At 56.8% G+C, this 17,645-nt stretch carries 13 protein-coding genes; 4 read left to right on the top strand and 9 right to left on the bottom strand.

The genetic code is table 11. The features are described from left to right. Positions 1 to 9 precede the first annotated feature (9 nt). The 4 genes from ACR0IU_RS04780 to yajC are packed head-to-tail and all read right to left on the bottom strand — an operon-like array spanning position 10 to position 3,701. Positions 10 to 768, bottom strand: coding sequence for a TSUP family transporter (locus ACR0IU_RS04780; protein ID WP_480715435.1), 759 nt, complete (start codon positions 766 to 768; stop codon positions 10 to 12). Beyond that, positions 749 to 1,717 carry a protein translocase subunit SecF gene (gene secF, locus ACR0IU_RS04775; RefSeq protein ID WP_010442044.1) on the bottom strand — a complete coding sequence of 323 codons (969 nt, stop codon included), beginning with the start codon at positions 1,715 to 1,717 and terminating at the stop codon, positions 749 to 751. Before secF ends, ACR0IU_RS04780 begins: the two co-directional genes overlap by 20 nt. A gap of 1 nt (position 1,718) precedes the next feature. Next, on the bottom strand, positions 1,719 to 3,380 hold the full coding sequence (secD, locus tag ACR0IU_RS04770) for a protein translocase subunit SecD (protein ID WP_480715434.1): 1,662 nt from the start codon (positions 3,378 to 3,380) through the stop codon (positions 1,719 to 1,721). Between the two features lie 33 nt (positions 3,381 to 3,413). Further along, positions 3,414 to 3,701 carry a preprotein translocase subunit YajC gene (gene yajC / locus ACR0IU_RS04765; protein ID WP_010442042.1) on the bottom strand — a complete coding sequence of 96 codons (288 nt, stop codon included), beginning with the start codon at positions 3,699 to 3,701 and terminating at the stop codon, positions 3,414 to 3,416. A gap of 192 nt (positions 3,702 to 3,893) precedes the next feature. On the opposite strand from yajC, the gene ACR0IU_RS04760 reads away from it, so the two are divergent. Next, positions 3,894 to 5,558 (top strand): mechanosensitive ion channel domain-containing protein, encoded by a 1,665-nt coding sequence (locus ACR0IU_RS04760; RefSeq protein WP_170779828.1) that lies wholly within the window; start codon positions 3,894 to 3,896, stop codon positions 5,556 to 5,558. A gap of 72 nt (positions 5,559 to 5,630) precedes the next feature. Beyond that, positions 5,631 to 6,923 (top strand): serine--tRNA ligase, encoded by a 1,293-nt coding sequence (gene serS, locus ACR0IU_RS04755; protein WP_480715433.1) that lies wholly within the window; start codon positions 5,631 to 5,633, stop codon positions 6,921 to 6,923. A gap of 50 nt (positions 6,924 to 6,973) precedes the next feature. Here the strand turns inward: serS and ACR0IU_RS04750 are convergent, their stop codons facing one another. The 5 genes from ACR0IU_RS04750 to ACR0IU_RS04730 all read right to left on the bottom strand — a co-directional run bounded on the left by ACR0IU_RS04750 (position 6,974) and on the right by ACR0IU_RS04730 (position 12,366). Continuing rightward, positions 6,974 to 7,582, bottom strand: a complete 609-nt coding sequence (locus tag ACR0IU_RS04750; RefSeq protein ID WP_480715432.1) for a helix-hairpin-helix domain-containing protein — start codon at positions 7,580 to 7,582, stop codon at positions 6,974 to 6,976. A gap of 85 nt (positions 7,583 to 7,667) precedes the next feature. Next, entirely contained in the window at positions 7,668 to 8,654 is a 987-nt protein-coding gene (locus tag ACR0IU_RS04745; RefSeq protein ID WP_010442038.1) for a fatty acid desaturase, read from the bottom strand. 164 nt (positions 8,655 to 8,818) lie between these two features. Further along, positions 8,819 to 10,282, bottom strand: a complete 1,464-nt coding sequence (der, locus tag ACR0IU_RS04740; RefSeq protein WP_480715431.1) for a ribosome biogenesis GTPase Der — start codon at positions 10,280 to 10,282, stop codon at positions 8,819 to 8,821. 48 nt (positions 10,283 to 10,330) lie between these two features. Continuing rightward, positions 10,331 to 11,653: a PQQ-like beta-propeller repeat protein gene (locus ACR0IU_RS04735; protein ID WP_170773131.1), complete on the bottom strand. Its 1,323-nt coding sequence runs from the start codon at positions 11,651 to 11,653 to the stop codon at positions 10,331 to 10,333. 41 nt (positions 11,654 to 11,694) lie between these two features. Then, on the bottom strand, positions 11,695 to 12,366 hold the full coding sequence (locus ACR0IU_RS04730; protein ID WP_480455740.1) for a hypothetical protein: 672 nt from the start codon (positions 12,364 to 12,366) through the stop codon (positions 11,695 to 11,697). A gap of 226 nt (positions 12,367 to 12,592) precedes the next feature. Here ACR0IU_RS04730 and ACR0IU_RS04725 point away from each other — a divergent pair, with 226 nt between their 5' ends. Both ACR0IU_RS04725 and ACR0IU_RS04720 read left to right on the top strand, forming a co-directional pair. Further along, a complete protein-coding gene (locus ACR0IU_RS04725) occupies positions 12,593 to 13,816 on the top strand; it encodes an efflux RND transporter periplasmic adaptor subunit (protein WP_480715430.1) in 1,224 nt (407 codons plus the stop codon). After that, complete coding sequence (locus tag ACR0IU_RS04720) at positions 13,813 to 17,628, top strand: efflux RND transporter permease subunit (RefSeq protein ID WP_480715429.1); 3,816 nt, start codon at positions 13,813 to 13,815, stop codon at positions 17,626 to 17,628. The genes ACR0IU_RS04725 and ACR0IU_RS04720 overlap by 4 nt, the downstream gene beginning before the upstream one ends. The last annotated feature ends 17 nt before the right edge of the window (positions 17,629 to 17,645 follow it).

Below are 17,645 nucleotides of genomic sequence, written 5' to 3'. Positions count from 1 at the left end.
CGGAGGGTTCTAGCCCCAAAGCGGCAGGCCGGACAAGGCCGCTGTTGCGATCACCAGATAGGCTGCGGCGCGGTACAGCCTTTCATGTTCGGGTCGGAACATCCAGCCCCCCAGCCAGTTACCGGCGATGTTGGGGATCGCCAGCGCGAGGCCCAATCCAATGCTTGCCAGCGAAAGACGCTCCATCCCGCTGAGGTATCCAAGGATCAGCAAATCGAAAACAAACAGGAACAGTAGGATCGTCGCGCGGATTATCTCAACCGGCAATGGGCGCGACATGTAGAACAGGATGACAGCTGGTCCCGGTATCCCGGCCACTCCACCGAGCAGCCCCGCTGCCCCGCCAATTGCTACAACCATGCGGCGCCGCACCGTCCCGCGATAGCGCAGACCAAATATCAGTACGACAAGCATCGACAACGAGATCACACTGACCAAATAGCGAAATACTTCGGGTTGCGTACGCGTCAGAAGCCATAAGCCGACCGGCAGGACTAATGCGCATCCGAGTAGAAGGCGCGCCAAATCTCCTTTGTCGACCACAGACCATGCGCGGCGTAGGTTTGGGATGGGACCGAATATGTCCATAACTGTCAGCGCGATGATCGCGCCGAAAGGTCCAAGATAGAGGCTGGCGATGGGCAAGAATATCAGGGCTGTGCCAAAGCCGGAAAAGCCGCGCACGATGCCCCCAATAAAAGCAGCGAAAATGAGTACGGCCAGACCGGTTGGGGTCTGGCCGAAATACTCAGGCATCGATGTTGGCAAATTGGTTGCCCGCCGTATTCGACGGTTTCGACCAGTCGCGTTTGACCCCCAGCCACAGCAGGATGGTCGAGGCCACGAAGACCGACGAATAGGTCCCGACAATCACGCCCCAGATCATCGCGAAGACGAAGCCGCGGATCACATCCCCGCCTAAGACATAGAGTGAAATCAACGCCAGCAGCGTGGTCACCGAGGTCATCACCGTCCGGCTGAGCGTTTCATTGATCGAGATATTCAAAACCTCTTTGAGGTCTTTCTTCTTGTATTTGCGAAGGTTTTCGCGAACGCGGTCAAAGACAACCACGGTGTCATTCAGCGAATAGCCGACAATGGTCAGGAGCGCCGCGATGATGGCCAGGTCAAAGCGAATTTGCAGTTCCGAGAAGATACCAATGGTCAGGATCACGTCATGCACCAGCGCAGCGACCGCACCCAGAGCAAACTGCCATTCGAACCGGAGCCAGATATAGACAAGCACCGCGCCGATGGCCAAGGCGACAGCAATCACTGCGGTCTGGATCAACTCGCCCGAGACCTTGGGGCCCACGGATTCGACCGAAACGAACTGAATGTCCGGCGCTGCAACAGTCAACGCTTCTTCAACGGCGGTCACGATTGCTGCAGACACAGCTTCGGCTCCATCCTGTGCCTGAATACGGATCATCGCGACGTTTTCATCCTCGCCAAATGTCGGATCGAAAATCTCCGTGATGGTCACGTCGCCAAGTTCCAGCGGCGCGATGGCGTCGCGATAGGCGCCCACGTCGATCTCTTGCGCGGATTGCGTGCGGATCGTGGTGCCCCCGCGGAAGTCGATGCCGAAGTTCAGCCCCTGCAGAAGGAACGAGGTAAACGCAATTACCATCATCAGGCCCGAAATACCCAGCCAGATCTTCCAGCGGCTGAAGAAATCGAACGAGGTGTTTTGCGGTACGAGTTTCAGTCTCATGTCAAACCTCGATCGTTTTCGGACGGCGGCGTTCGAACCAGATTACGATCATCAGGCGCGTCACAAAGATCGCGGTGAAGACCGAGGTCAGAATACCCAGACCAAGTGTAATGGAGAACCCGCGTACCGGCCCGCTACCCATGGCAAACAGAATGGTTGCGGTGATGAATGTGGTTACGTTCGCGTCTAGAATGGCCGAAAGCGCCTTTTCATAGCCCAGCTCGATTGCGCGCGCAGGGCCTTTGGCAGATTTCAGTTCCTCGCGAATGCGTTCAAAGATCAGCACATTGGCGTCCACAGCCATACCGACCGTCAGTACGATCCCAGCGATACCTGGAAGGGTCAGCGTCGCACCGATCAAAGAGAGCAGTCCGAAGAGCAAGCCCACATTCAGGATCAGCGCAATATTGGCGAAGATGCCAAACAGGCCATAGCTGAGCGCCATGAACACCAATACTGCGACAAACGCCACAATGGTAGCGACTTTACCCGCATCGATGCTGTCTTGCCCCAGCTCCGGGCCGATGGTGCGCTCTTCAAGAAATTCCAGGCCCGCAGGCAAGGCCCCCGCACGCAGCAGGACCGCCAGATTGGTGCTTTCCTCAACCGTGAAGTTACCGGTGATGATGCCGGAACCGCCAGGAATATGGCTTTGGATTACAGGGGCCGAGATCACCTCATCATCCAAAACAATGGCGAACGGCGCGCCGATATTTTCTAGCGTGTAGTCACCAAACTTGCGGGCACCAGAAGTATTGAAACGGAAGCTGACCGCAGGGCGTCCGTTCTGATCGAATGACGGTTGTGCGTCGACCAGCTCTTCCCCGGTTACCACCGGCGCTGATTCCAAGGTGTAATAAACCCCGTCCTCATCGATCGAAGGAACAACTTCTTCACCCACACCCGCGATGGCGTCAGAATCAGTACCGCGCCCCACCACGGGGTTGAACGTCAGCTGAGCCGTGGTGCCGATAATGTCTTTCAACTCACCTGCGCTACCGATGCCCGGCACCTGTATCAGTATCCGGTCAGCACCTTGGCGTTGGATTGTCGGTTCTCGCGTGCCGACTTCGTCGATGCGGCGACGAATAATCTCAAGCGCCTGACGCACCGTACGGTCATCCGAGGCGAGCTTTTCGGCCTCGGACAATTGTACAACAATGGTATCTCCTTCGGCGCGGGCTTCGATGTCAGTGGCCCCAACCCCGGTCAGTGTTTGCACCTGACGTGCCAGACCGCGCACGACTTCCAACGCGCGCGACATACCTTCGGGCTGACTGATGCGCACGCGAATCTCATCAGGGGCCGAGTCTTGGCGGCGAATGGTGCCTACCGTGGCGCGCTCATCGCGCAACGCATCGCGGATTTCGGGCCACATCGCCTCCATCCGAGATTCGTAGACGTCATCAACCTTAACTTCAGCCAGCAGATGCGCACCGCCGCGCAAATCGAGACCCAGATTGACAAGCGATGAAGGCAGCCAGTTCGGCCATTGCGCCGCCTCTGCCTGCATCTCAGGTGTATCGATGCCAAGCTCAATTGCGGCTTTGGCATCATTCGATTGCTCAACGCGTGTATAGAACGCATTCGGCAGGGCCAACAGTAGGCCGATCACGCAGACCGACCATATTAGGACCCGTTTCCAGGAATCAATTTGCAGCATTACCCTGCCTTTTCAAGGATTTGACGCGCGAAGTTACTTCGCCGGTTCGGTCTTATTCAGAACCTGAGCGATGGTCGATTTGACCACGCGAACCTTCACGCCTTCTGCAATCTCGACCTCAATCTCGTTATCGCCTTCCTTGACTTTGGACACCTTGCCGATCAGCCCACCTTGCGTGACAACCTGATCACCCCTGCGCACAGCTTCGACCATGGCCTGATGTTCCTTCATCTTCTTCTGCTGCGGGCGGATCAGCAGAAAATACATGATCCCGAAAATCAGGATCAGCGGGAGAAACTGGGCGATTGCGCCACCTTCCATGACATATTCCTTTGTTCTGGTAATGCAGAGGGCTCTCTGCAAAGTTGGCGCGAACCTATGCTTTGGTTCAGACGTTTGCAAGCAAACGCATCTGCAATTCACCTATCAAGTGCACAGGATTGATGCGGGACGTTGCAGATATGTTCTAGGCAGCCCCGGCAAGTCGGATATAGTTGTGGCCAGGGGGGCCCAATGATTCAATTAATCCAGACCTTTGGCAAGTTTATTCGCCTAATCCTTTTGACGGTTTCTCTTTGTCTCTTGGCACCACCACTTTGGTCACAGAACGTAATCGGAGAAGAACAAAACACAGAGGATTCTGAAACACAGACCTTTCAGGCTCCGGTTATCGTTGATGGCGATACCCTGTTTCATGTGCGCGGCTCCAGCGCTTTGCCCGCAAACGAGCGGGCGGAGGGTGTTCAGAACAAGATCATAGAAGTAGCCGAATCCTCGGATGCAAAGAAAGTTTCGATAACCTTCGAGGACTCTGAATTCGGGATCCGGATATTTGCCGATGGCATCCAGGTTTCGATCGTGACCGATGCGGATTCCGAACTTGAACAAATGGATCTGAATGTTCTCGGGTTATTGCACGGCCAAGCTATTGAACAGGCGATCGAAAACTACCGCGCCAATCGCACGGAACAAGCACGCGTTTCGGGTGCTATCGAGGCCCTGGCCTGGACGCTCGGCTTCGCGTTATTCGTTGTCATCATTCTCTGGTTACACCGACGCATCAGGCGGCGGACGCTTAAACTGGTTAAACGCTATCTCAAAAACGTCGAAACCGCGACCGCCAAGAGCGTCCAGGCCGAGGCCATAGCGGCATTGATCCGGTATGCCCTGAATTTCGTATTGCTGGTGATCTTTTTCCTTGGCTTCTATTACTATCTCTCCTTCGTTCTGCTGGCCTTTGCCGAAACGCGATACTTTGCGCAATTGCTGCTGACCTACCTGACCGAGCCGGTCCTGCTGATCTTCAAGGGTATCCTCAGCTATTTCCCGAACCTGATCATGCTGGTGCTTATCACCTGGATAACGATGTATATCATCCGGGGAATGCGCGTATTCTTTGACGCAGTCGAAGCGGGATCGTTCGATCTTGGCGATTTCGAGAAACACTGGATTGGCCCCACGTTTAACATTGCCCGGGTTGTTGTGATACTGATCGCACTGGTCTTTGCTGTCCCTTACATTCCCGGATCAGACTCTGCGGCCTTTCAGGGACTGACTATCCTTGTCGGCGCGATGCTTTCGCTGGGCGCGAACTCGGTGGTCTCGAATATGCTGGCGGGGCTTTTCGTGATTTATCGCCGCTCGACTTCGCTCGGGGACCGTATCCAGATCGGAGACCACATCGGAGATGTAGTGCAGATCAAGCTGATGGAGACACATCTGAAGTCGATCAAGAATGAGCTGATCTCGATCCCGAACGCGCAATTGATGAATTCGGACGTGGTGAACTTCTCGAAAAAAACCGATGGCAATGGGTTGCTGCTGCATACAACGGTTGGGATCGGATATGAAGAACCGCCCGAGAAGGTCGAAGCGATGCTGATCGAGGCCGCACATCGTACCAAGAGCATCAAAGCCAAACCCGAACCCTTTGTTTTGTGGACTGCTTTGGCGGATTACGCGATCAATTATCAGATCAACGGATATAGCACACGGGGCAGTATCATCCCGAAGATCCGCTCGGATTTGCATCGCAACATCGTTGCCGTGTTCAACGAAAACAACGTGCAAATCATGACACCTTCGTACATGGCTGATCCGCCCGAGCCGAAGATCCCAGCGGAAGAGTGGGATGGCCATCTGGCACATGAAACGCACGACGAAGCGGATAAGTCGTAACCGGCGCTACACCCTTCCTTTCAGATGGTGCATAAGCGGTTTCAGTGATTCACGCATTTAAGGATCTGAACCATGCACGACATCCGCGCCATTCGCGAAAACCCAGCCGCCTTCGACGCCGCCCTTGCGCGCCGTGGGGACGCGCCGGTGTCGTCAGATCTGCTGAGGTTGGACGAAAGTCGCCGCGCCAAGATTCTGGCAGCCGAGACGGCTCAGGCCGAGCAAAACAAGGCCTCCAAAGAAGTTGGTGCCGCCAAAGGGCGCGGCGATGAGGCTGAATTCGAACGTCTGCGCGCGCTCGTGGCCGAGAAAAAGGCCGAAGTGGCCCAGATGCAGACCGAAGCCAAGGACCTGGACGCTCTGCTGACCGACCAGCTGATCCGTATCGCCAACCTGCCGGCAGAGGATGTGCCCGAAGGTGCGGATGAGAACGACAATGTCGAGATCAGCCGTTGGGGCACTCCGCGCGCATTGGATTTTGCACCGAAAGAGCATTTTGAAATCGAAGCCGTCCAGAGCGGTATGGATTTCGAAACCGCTGCCAAGCTGTCCGGCTCTCGCTTTGTACTGCTCTCGGGCGGCGTCGCGCGCATCCATCGCGCTCTGGCGCAGTTGATGCTGGATACGCATATCAATGAGAATGAATTGACCGAGGTTAACGGCCCGGTTCTGGTTCTCTCGGAAATGATGCAAGGCACTGGCCAGCTACCGAAATTCGGCGAGGACAGCTATCAGACCCGCGAGGGCTGGTGGTTGATCCCAACCTCCGAAGTGTCGCTGACTAACATCGTCAACGACACGATGATCGAGGAAAGCTATCTGCCCCGCCGTTATACCGCGCATTCCCTGTGCTTCCGGTCCGAAGCGGGCTCGGCAGGCAGGGACACGCGCGGGATGCTGCGCCAGCACCAGTTCGAAAAGGTCGAGATGGTCTCGGTCACGCATCCGGACAAATCGGACGACGAGCAAAAACGCATGCTGCGCTGCGCCGAAGGTATTCTGGAAAAACTGGGCATCCCCTATCGCACCGTCATTCTTTGCACGGGCGACATGGGCTTTGGCGCACGTCGCACCTATGACATCGAGGCTTGGCTACCCGGTCAGGACACCTATCGCGAGATCAGTTCGGTTTCGACCTGCGGTGATTTCCAGGCCCGTCGCATGAACGCACGCTTCCGGCCAGAAGCTGGCGGTAAGCCGGAATATGTTCACACCTTGAACGGGTCTGGTCTGGCTGTCGGGCGCTGCCTGATCGCCGTGCTTGAGAATGGCCAAAACGCAGATGGCACGGTGACCCTGCCTGAAGCCTTGGGCCCCTATCTGGGCGGCAAGCTTACGCTACAGATCGACGGTAAACTGGCATAACAAAACCGGCATCGATGATGCCGGTTCCCGATTGACAAGGCGAAGAAGAGTTACTTCTTCGCCTTTTTCTTATTGTTCTTCTTACCAGATTTTTTTTCAGACGTTTTGCCGGACTTTTTGTCAGACTTCTTCTTAGCGTCCTTCTTCTTGTTGTCCTTTTTGGGCTTTTTGTCTTTCTTGCCCTTCTTGGACTTTTCCTTGACCTTTTCCTTGGCTTTGGAAAATGCTGCTTCCATTTCGGATTTCTTCTTCGCAGCCTTCTCAGCCTTGGCTTTGGCCTTTGCCTTTTTCTTCGCCTTGGCCTCGGCAGCGACTCTCTCCGCTGCAAGGCGTTCTTCTGTGGCTTTTCGCTCGGCCTCGGCCTTGTTCGCGGCGGCATTACTTTTTGCAGTTGCCCGACGTACCGCAGATTGCTTTGCTGCTGGCTTTTGCTTGGTTGAGCGGCGTGCTGGTGCACGAGCCGCGGTCTTGGGTTTGGCACCTGCAACAGCCTTCGCCGCTGCGATCAACTTGGCTGCGCGGGCAATACCGACGCGCGGAATACCAAGCATGTCTTCAGGTTTGGCCTTTGCTAAGGCTTCTGCTGTTTTGAAGCCCTTTGAATTCAGCGCCCGCTCCAGCGTTGGCCCTACCCCACTCACGTCGGTAACTGCGGTCATGTCGGTTCCTTTCGTTGTCTCCCCCTGGCAACGTAAATGTTTTGGCATTGACGAAAAAGTAGAGAGATGGACAGCATGTGTAACGTTAACCGCTTTCGGCCAGCCGGTGCTGTTCGGTTCTGTTGGGGAACGGGACAAGGCGCTTGGCTTCCTCATCCCAAAGCTTCAGGTTCAGTGCCGCCACTGCTTCGGGAAATTTGATCCGACGCGGCGTGTATTCCGGGGGTAAGTTATAGTGGCACGCGCGCAGACGATAGGATGGAATGCGCGCATTGAAGTGGTGAATGTCGTGCAAGGTGATGCAAGCTACGGCATTGTCAAACCACCAACCGAAATCCAATGCCGATGATCCTTCCAGTGCTGCTAGCTTGGGGTCCAACTCAGGACGTCGGTCCCAATAGGTGTCTTCGAAATTATGCTGCAGATACACTAGAAACACACCAAGCATGCCCCCGAGCAGAGAAAAGACCAACCAGACTAAAATACCGGTGGCGCCTGCAATCAGGTAAAGCAGCCCAAGAAAAACGATAATTGAGAGGTTATGCAGCAGCACACCCATCACCCCAAACCGAACAGTATTCTTGGGCCAGCGATAGCGAATGAAGTAGGTGAACAAAGCACCAACTGGCACAAGAATGAACGGGTTCCGGTAAAGCCTATAAAACAGACGCGTTTTCCAATCGGCTTCGTTCCATTCGCGCAGCGTCATTGTGTGAATTTCACCTGTCTCGCGATGTTCGAGGTTTCCGATCCCAGCATGGTGCAGATTATGGTTCTGCTTCATCACTTCGAACGGGGCGAAGGTAAATGGCGACAATCCGTGGCCAGCCCATTCGTTTTGCAGACGGGTTTCAAACAGCGAATGGTGACCGCAATCATGCTGCAGCACGTATAGACGGACTGCAGAAAAGGCAAAAACGATCCCTGCCGGAATCATGACATACCACTGGTCCACATACGTGATCGCCAAAGCCAGCGATGCGAAATACACCGCAAATGTTCCGAAATAGCTAAGGGCGGCAAGCGTATTGTCCTGTACCGCGTATTGTCTTGTATATTCTCTCAGATCCATCACGCCCGCTCCCCAGGGTGGTCCGACCAATCTCAAACTCAAATTACGTGCGGCAAACCCGCAATCAAGCAGCACGTGCAAATACAAATGCACGCACTTGAATGCTAGCGCGCGGAAACGGGGCTGTCACGCCCCCTCACTGAAAATGCTGAAAATTAGCGCAGTTACGCGCGTCCCTTGAGATGCTTGGCCAAGGCGCCTGCGTTTTTCTTGCGTCGGCCCTTGTAGGGGTTCTTGTCGCCCTGCCCACGCAAAGTCAGGCGTATCGGGGTGCCCGGCATGTCAAAATCCTCGCGCAACCCATTGACCAGATAGCGGTTGTAGCTTGCGGGCATCTTGTCGGGATGCGAGCACATCACGACGAACCCCGGTGGGCGCGTCTTGGCCTGAGTCATATAACGCAGCTTAATCCGACGACCCTGCGGCGCTGGAGGCGGGTGCTGTTCCAGCATGGCGGTCAGCCAACGGTTCAGCGCTGCGGTCGGCACGCGGCGGTTCCAAACGTCATGAGCACGCAGGATCGCGGCGCGTAAACGCTCCAGCCCCCTACCTGTTTTGGCCGATACCGTGATCAGAGGCGCACCACGCAGTTGTGGCAACAAACGGTCAAACGACTCTTTCAGGTCACGAAGTTTTTCTTGCTTGTTGTCCTCGATGTCCCACTTGTTCACGGCGACGACCACGGCGCGGCCTTCGCGTTCAGCCAGATCGGCGATCCGCAGATCCTGCTGTTCGAACGGGATGGCCGCGTCCAACAGAACCACGACTACTTCGGCAAACTTGACCGCCCTCAGACCATCCGAGACCGAGAGCTTCTCCAACTTCTCCTGCACCTTGGCCTTCTTGCGCATCCCTGCTGTGTCGAAAATCCGCATTGGTGTGCTGTCGCCATCAGGGTCAGCCCAATCGATCCGCAAGCTGATAGCGTCACGGGTAATCCCGGCCTCGGGGCCGGTCAGCAGACGATCTTCCCCGATGATCTTGTTGATCAAAGTGGATTTACCGGCATTTGGCCGCCCAACCACAGCCACCTGCAGAGGTTTATCAGCCGTGATCAAAGGGGCTTCACCCTCGCCATCCTCGTCCAGTTCGATTTCAATTTCGGGGCTGTCGTCCTGTGCCTTTTCCGCTGCCGCATCCGCCAGTGGCATAAGTTGGGCATAGAGATCGGTCATCCCCTCGCCATGCTCGCCAGACAGGCGCACCGGTTCGCCAAGACCAAGGTTGTAAGCCTCAAGCACACCTGCGTCGGCCGCGTTGCCTTCGGCCTTATTGGCGGCAAGGATCACATGCTTGGATTTTTTGCGCAGGATATCAGCAAACATTTCATCGGTCGGCGTAAGCCCTACCCGCGCGTCTATCATGAACAAGCAGACATCAGCCATGTCCACAGCACGCTCGGTCAGTCGCCGCATCCGGCCCTGCAGGCTGTCATCGGTCGCGTCCTCAAGACCCGCCGTATCGATCACGGTAAAGCGCAAATCTCCCAAACGGCCCTCGCCTTCGCGCAAATCACGCGTCACGCCGGGCTGGTCGTCAACCAAAGCCAGACGTTTGCCCACGAGGCGATTGAACAGGGTGGATTTGCCCACATTCGGGCGCCCCACAATGGCGAGGGTCAGCGACATGTTCTCATCTTTCAAGACTCAAGAAGCGCCCTTTAGCGCATCTTGTCGTCAACGGAAAGCGTGCAATTCGCCCTTGGTCGAAACGACATAGAGCGTCTGACCCGCCACAACCGGCGCAGTGGTCGCGCCGCCCGGCACTTCGATCTGATGGACCAACGCGCCGTCAACTGGATTGAAGAAGCGTAGATACCCATCGTTCGAAGCTACAACCAGCCGCCCTCCGGCCATGATCGGGCCGTAGTGAGCAAAGATCGGACCCCGACGGCCCGGCTTGTTCTTGACGAATCCGGGCAGATCGATTGCCCAGACAATCGAGCCATCCGCTGCGTCCAGACGCACCAGCTGGCTGCGATCGCTGATCAGGAAAACACTGTTTCCTGCAGGCCAGACCGTATCAACCGCACCTTCCAGAGCGGTCCAGTTCCGCTCGCCCGAACCGGTATCAAAGGAAACCGTACGACCCGAGTGGTTGCCGATCAGGATCGAATTGCCAGACACCATAGGCCCGGCTGTCACATCTACGATCTGAGCCGCCGCGCGACCCCGGCGACCACCCGCTACAGATGCGTTCCACCGCAAGATGCCTCCCCGGCGAAAAGTCGCAGCGATGTCCCCCGATCCAAACGCAAAGACCGACAGGTCAGAGGCGATGACCGGCGCTGGTGCACCTAAAACGTTACCGACGCTCGGAGTGCCGTCAATTTGCCAGATGATCCGGCCGTCCTTTGTGTTCACCGCCCAGCCGGTCTCGTCCCCGGCTACCAGATATAGAATCCCGCCACTGACCAAAGGCGCGCCGCTGCCGGTTGCATTCAAACGCTTTTGCCACTTTTGAGCGCCTGTTTTAGCATCTAACGCGGTCAAACGACCAAAACCCGATGAGACGTACAGCACACCATCGGCGTAAGCGAGCCCGCCCCCCGTGGCATCGACGTCTTTTTCATTCGGTGGAATCAGATTGGTGCTCCAGGCAACTTGCCCCTGTGGCGTCACCGCCGAAACAGTCGCACCGGAATCGAGCGTATAAATCAAACCACCAGCAACAACCGGGTCTGCAGTAATCCGCTGTTTCCGGCTGTCACCGGAACCAATGTTGGCTGACCAGATACGCTGTGGCGTGGGGTTCAATGCGGCATTTGTAGTGCGGAATGCAGGGGTGCCCGGGCTTTGCGACCAGTTCGCGTTCCGGCTTTGGGCCGGAATGCTAATTGGCTTGGCGCCACGTGTTTCCACGGTTTCGTTGTCATCGGCGGCGCGAATATCCTCACGCTCACCGGGCAGAATAATCTCGGGTTCCTGACATGCGCTCAGCGCAGTCAAGGAAACTGCCGCGGCGACCAATCCAAAGCGTGAGAAATAACGTGTTACCATATTCGACAAACTCGCCTGTGATGTTCCGTTTCGCTGCCGGGTCAACCCTGCTGGGTCGCGACAGGCTCGGGCACACCCCCAAGCGCAATGATCAGTTGGGCTGCGCGTTGCTGTAGATCGGCGCTGGCTTCGGCGTCCTGGCGCAAAGCCTGCAAGCGATCCAACGCAGCCTGTGTACTTCCCTCGGTCACATCAATCAGGGCCAGTTGCTCCTCGGCAAGCAAGCGCAAAGGCGCACCGGGTATCGCAAGCGCCTCGAATTGTTGACGGCGATCTGCGACGGGCATCGTGTCGGCTTGCAACAGCAAAGCCTTGAAACTTGCAATCGCCCGGTAGATTTCTGGCAAATCCCCTTGTGTAGCGATCGCGTTCAGGCTGTTCACAGCATCCTGTTGCGACCCTGCATCGGCCTGCGATGCAGCCAGTAACATATTCAGAACCGCGTCACCTCCCGCAGATGAGGCATCGACCGCTTGCAGGCTGGCTGCGCGTTCATCGGATGCGTTCTGAGACAAAGCAGACAGAATCGCATCACCCAGAGCTTCGGCCTGATTTGTATCGCGCGCCTTACGGTATTCGTTGAATGCCGCGCCACCTACAATGGCAATGACAGCGACAACACCCACCCAACCCCATCGGCGCAATAGCAGGTACATGCGATCGCGGCGCACCTCTTCGGTGACCTCATCAATAAAACTGTCGACGTCGCTCATCCCTGCCCCCAGGCTTAAGTGTCCGGTTTTCTAGCGCCATGTCATACCGCGCCGTTCAGGCCAAGCCAAGTGCTCGAATCCACACATTTGCCCGCATCCGCGTGGCCCTTGCGAAAAAAACTAAACCGAACTATTCAGTTCAGTATGGAAAAGCCGTTTCTATTACCCCATTTCAAGTGATAGAGGCGAAAGCCAGCCGCGCGAACAGATCTGGAGATTGTACCGCATGCGATTGATTTCATTCGTTAACGCTGTTTTGGTTATTATTGCGTTGTATTTTCTTGTATTCGAACGCGACACGCTTTTTGCGTTCGCTGGTCGCGGGGATGAGCCTGCTGAAGCCGTAACTGAGGTTTCGGAATCAGTGCCTGCTCCGGATGCGATAGGTGTTGTCGTGGTGCGTTCGACAGCGCGCGAAATCGGCAGTGCGGTCCAGTTGCGCGGTCAAACCAAGGCAAATCGCCAGGTCGAGGTACTGGCTGAGACGATCTCGACCGTCGTGTCCGAGCCAAAACGCAAAGGCGCATTTGTCGAAGCGGGTGATCTACTGTGTGAGCTGGATCCCGGCACCCGCCCCGCAAGTCTGGCTGAAGCGATGGCTGCAAAGCTTGAAGCCGAAAGCCGTGTACCCGAAGCCGAAGCACGTATCGAAGAGGCTCATGCTCGTCTGGCCGAGGCTGAAATCAATCTGAAAGCAGCGCGCAAGCTGTCTGAAACCGGGTTCGGTTCGGAAACGCGCCGCATCTCGAGCGAGGCCGAAATGAGTACCGCCGAGGCTGGCATCAAATCCGCTGAGGCTGGTCTGGAATCAACGCAAGCGGGCATTGAAGCCGCCACTGCAGCGGTTGCAGCCGCCCAACGCGAGATAGATCGCCTCACTATCGAGGCACCGTTCAAGGGGCTGCTGGAAAGCGATACCGCGGAATTGGGCAGTCTGATGCAGCCCGGTTCGCTGTGTGCAACTGTTATCCAGCTCGACCCAATCAAGTTGGTGGCTTTTGTGCCTGAAACCGAAGTGAACCGGATTATCGTCGGTTCGATGGCGTCTGCACAACTGGTCACAGGCTTGCAGGTCGAAGGGCGCGTCACCTTCCTCAGCCGATCAGCCGACGAAACCACACGTACGTTCGAAGTAGAAATCACCGTTCCCAACCCGGAACTTCTGATCCGTGATGGCCAGACCGCCAATATCCAAATCGCTGCCGAGGGCGTCAAAGCACATCTGCTGCCGCAATCCGCGTTGACCCTGAACAATGAGGGCGAACTTGGTGTACGCACCGTTGTCGCTGAAAACGTTGTCGATTTCGTTCCAATCCGCCTGTTGCGCGACACTGCCGAGGGTGTTTGGGTTGGCGGCCTGCCAGAAACCGCTGATATTATCGTGATCGGTCAGGAATTCGTGACACGCGGCGTAACCGTTGCGCCGACCTACAGGGAAGCATCGCAATGACGGGTATCGTCAGTTGGGCCGCAAGCCGAGCCAGAATGGTTCTGGCTTTCATCGCGATCTCGCTGGTTATCGGCGGATATGCTTATGTAGGGCTGCCGAAAGAGGGTGAGCCGGATATCGATATCCCGATGCTATTTGTATCGGTCCAGTTTCCGGGCATCTCGGCGGAGGATAGCGAGAGCCTACTGATCAAGCCGATGGAAACCGAGATGGCCGATCTCGACGGGCTAGATTCGATGACCGCCACTGCTGCTGAAAGCTACGCGGGCGTTCTGCTGGAATTCGAGTTCGGTTGGGACAAATCCGCCACCATCGCCGATGTGCGCGACGCCATGAACAGCGCTCAGGCCGATTTCCCCGATGGGGCCGAGCAGTATACGATTACCGAGGTCAACTTCTCTGAATTTCCTATCGTCATTGTCAACCTGACTGGTCCAGTCCCCGAGCGCACTATGGCGCGCGTTGCCAAAGACCTGCAGGACGAGCTTGAGGCGTTGGATGCGGTGCTTGAGGCCGGTATCGCCGGAAACCGCGATGAAATGCTTGAGGTCGTGATCGACCCGCTCCGGCTTGAGGCCTACAATGTCACGGCCGCTGAACTGATCAACGTTGTGCAGAACAACAACCAACTGATCGCGGCGGGTGAGGTTGAAACCGAGCAGGGCACGTTCTCGGTCAAGATCCCGTCGTCATTCAAGACCGCGCAGGACGTCTATGGCCTGCCCGTCAAGGTCAATGGCGACCGCGTGGTCACCTTGGGTGAACTGGCCGAGATTAACTATACTTTTGAGGACCGCGCCGGCACGGCCCGGTTCAACGGAGAATCCACCGTCGCGCTGCAGGTCGTCAAGCGCAAGGGCTTCAATCTGATCGACACCGTCGCGCTGATCAAATCCACCGTCGCAGAGGCTCAGACCAATTGGCCTGCCGAGTTGCAGGCCGCGGTTGATGTAGGCACCTCGAACGACCAAAGCCGCATTGTCGATTCGATGGTGCGTCAGCTTGAGGGGTCGGTTCTGACCGCCGTCGCGCTTGTGATGATCGTGGTTCTGGCATCTCTGGGAACGCGCGCCGCGTTGCTGGTGGGCTTTGCGATCCCGACCTCGTTCCTGTTGTGCTTCGCCTTTCTGGCGATGATCGGGGTCACAATCTCGAATATGGTAATGTTCGGCCTGATCCTTGCAGTGGGTATGCTTGTTGATGGTGCCATCGTTGTGGTGGAATATGCCGACAAGCGCATCAAAGAAGGCGTCGGCCCGATGCACGCCTATGTCGAGGCGGCGCAGCGGATGTTCTGGCCGATTGTCTCATCAACCGCCACGACCTTGTGCGCCTTCCTGCCGATGCTGTTCTGGCCCGGTATTCCCGGCGAATTCATGAAGATGCTGCCGATCACGCTGATCTTCGTTCTGTCGGCTTCGCTGATCGTAGCACTGATCTACCTGCCGGTCGTGGGCGGTGTGTCGGGCCGTATGAGCCGCAGCTTTGAACGCAGTTCGAACTGGCTGCGGGCACGCGCGCCGTGGTGGCTGCGGGCGCTACTGGTGCCGCCTTCTCTGTACATGATCTTCCTCGGCGCGATGCAGGTATTGAACCCCAACTACCTGCTGCCCGGTGGTTCATTCGCGGGTGTGCTGTTGTTCCTGTTCGGCGCCTTCGCCGGGTCGGTCACGCTGAGCGCTGCCAAGATCGAACGGACCCCGGATGAACATGTGCATACCACAAAAGAGCACACGCCCTTTGGTTACGTGATCAAGTTCCTGGTCGGCAATCCGGTCATGCCGGTGGTATCAATCGCAGTAGTCTTTGCGGCGGTATTCTGGATCGCGTTCATCCTGTTCCCGCAGAACTCGCGCGGTGTAGAATTCTTCGTCGAGAGCGAACCGGAACAGGCTACAGCCTATGTTCGGGCGCGCGGCAACCTGTCTCTGGCTGAAAAAGACGAGATGGTTCTTCAGGCCGAACGCGTCATCAGTGAACATCCGGCAGTGATCAACGTATTTGCCTTTGCGGGCGAAGGCGGCCTGAATCAGAACAATGGCGGAGCAGAAGCCCCAGCCGACACCATTGGCCGTGTGCAGTTCGAGCTCATTCCTTGGGAAGATCGCCCAATCAGCTCTGAGCAGATTACCGGTTGGTTCTGGGGACCGATTGCTGGTCTGCTCGGCTTTGCAAAGGAGGAAGTTGCAGCCGAATATGACGGCAATTTTGTTCTGGAAGAACTCACCGCAGAGTTAGCAACTCTTCCCGGCTTCATCGTTGATATTCAGGCGCTGGAGCAAGGTCCCGCCTCGGCCAAGCCCGTTCATCTGCGGATCAAGGGCGATAGCTGGGAAGAATTGACCGCGGCCACGCTCACAGCGCGCGAGGCGTTTGATACCACCCCCGGTCTGATCAAGATCGAGGACACCCTGCCCCTACCCGGCATCGACTGGCAGATCGACGTGGACGTGGCCAAGGCGGGCCGGTTCGGCGCTGACGTCGCAACCGTAGGCGCGATGGTACAGCTTGTTACACGCGGTATCCTGCTTGGTGAGATGCGTCCGGATTCGACCGATGAAGAAGTTGAAATCCGTGTCCGCCTGCCCGATCAGGATCGTGTTTTGTCAACGCTGGATACGCTGAAAGTTCGCACCCCGGACGGGTTGGTCCCCTTGTCGAACTTTGTAACCCGCAAACCGGTGGCCAAGCTGGCCGAGATCAATCGCGTGGACCAGCAGCGCTACTACGACGTCAAGGCAGATGTCGAACCGGGGCTGAGCAAGATCGTTACCACTGGCCCGGACGGCGCAGAACTGCGTCTGGCCACAGTGCGAGCGATTGGCGAAGGTTCCACGCCAACCGGCACCACGATCACCAATATGGACGGAGCCGAGTTCGAACTCGTGAAGCTGACGGGCGCCGAGAATGTGGGCGAAGTGCGGGCCGCCATCGAAAGCGGTGACGCTCGGTTTGCCCTGATCAATCCGAATGAACGGATTGCTGTACTGACCGAATGGCTGCAGACCGACCCGTTCGGCCGCACCATCGCGTGGGAGTGGACGGGCGATCAGGAAGATCAGGCTGAAAGCCAGGCCTTCCTGTCAAGCGCGTTTCTGGCTGCTTTGGGCCTGATGTTCGTGATCCTGCTGGCGCAGTTCAACTCATTCTACAACTCGGTTCTGGTTTTGTTGGCGGTGGTTCTGTCTACGACCGGAGTATTGCTGGGGATGATGGTGATGCAGCAACCGTTCTCGATCATCATGACCGGGACTGGGATCGTCGCGCTGGCTGGTATCGTGGTGAACAACAATATTGTTCTGATCGACACCTTTCAGGAATACAGCGGTTACATGTCGCGTATCGATGCCATCGTCCGCACGGCCGAGGCGCGTATCCGTCCGGTTCTGTTGACCACGTTGACGACCATGGCGGGTCTGACCCCGATGATGTTCGGCCTGTCGCTGGATTTCATCGGTGGCGGGTATTCGATCGACAGCCCCACGGCGCTGTGGTGGAAACAGCTAGCGACGGCGGTGGTCTTTGGCCTCGGCACGGCCACGGTGCTGACGCTGATCGTCACGCCTTCATTCCTGGCGCTACGGGTTTGGGTCACAACCTACGCGGTATGGCTGGGTAAGGCGCTGGCGCGCGCCACGGCGGGACGGTCCAGCCAGATCGCGCAGGACATGGCAATCGGCCAAAGCGCGCGAGATGTGCAAGCAGCCGAGATGATCTGGACCGATGAACCGGACCGAGTTGCCCCTGATCAGAGCGCTCTGGACGACCGGCCAGATCATCCACCAACAACCCCACTGAAGGCGGCGGAATAAAAAAAGGCGAGCCCTCG

The organism is Ruegeria sp. CL5 (assembly GCF_056536485.1).
The sequence above is the reverse complement of the archived record's forward strand: the minus strand, read 5'-3'. Positions and strand labels throughout refer to the sequence as shown.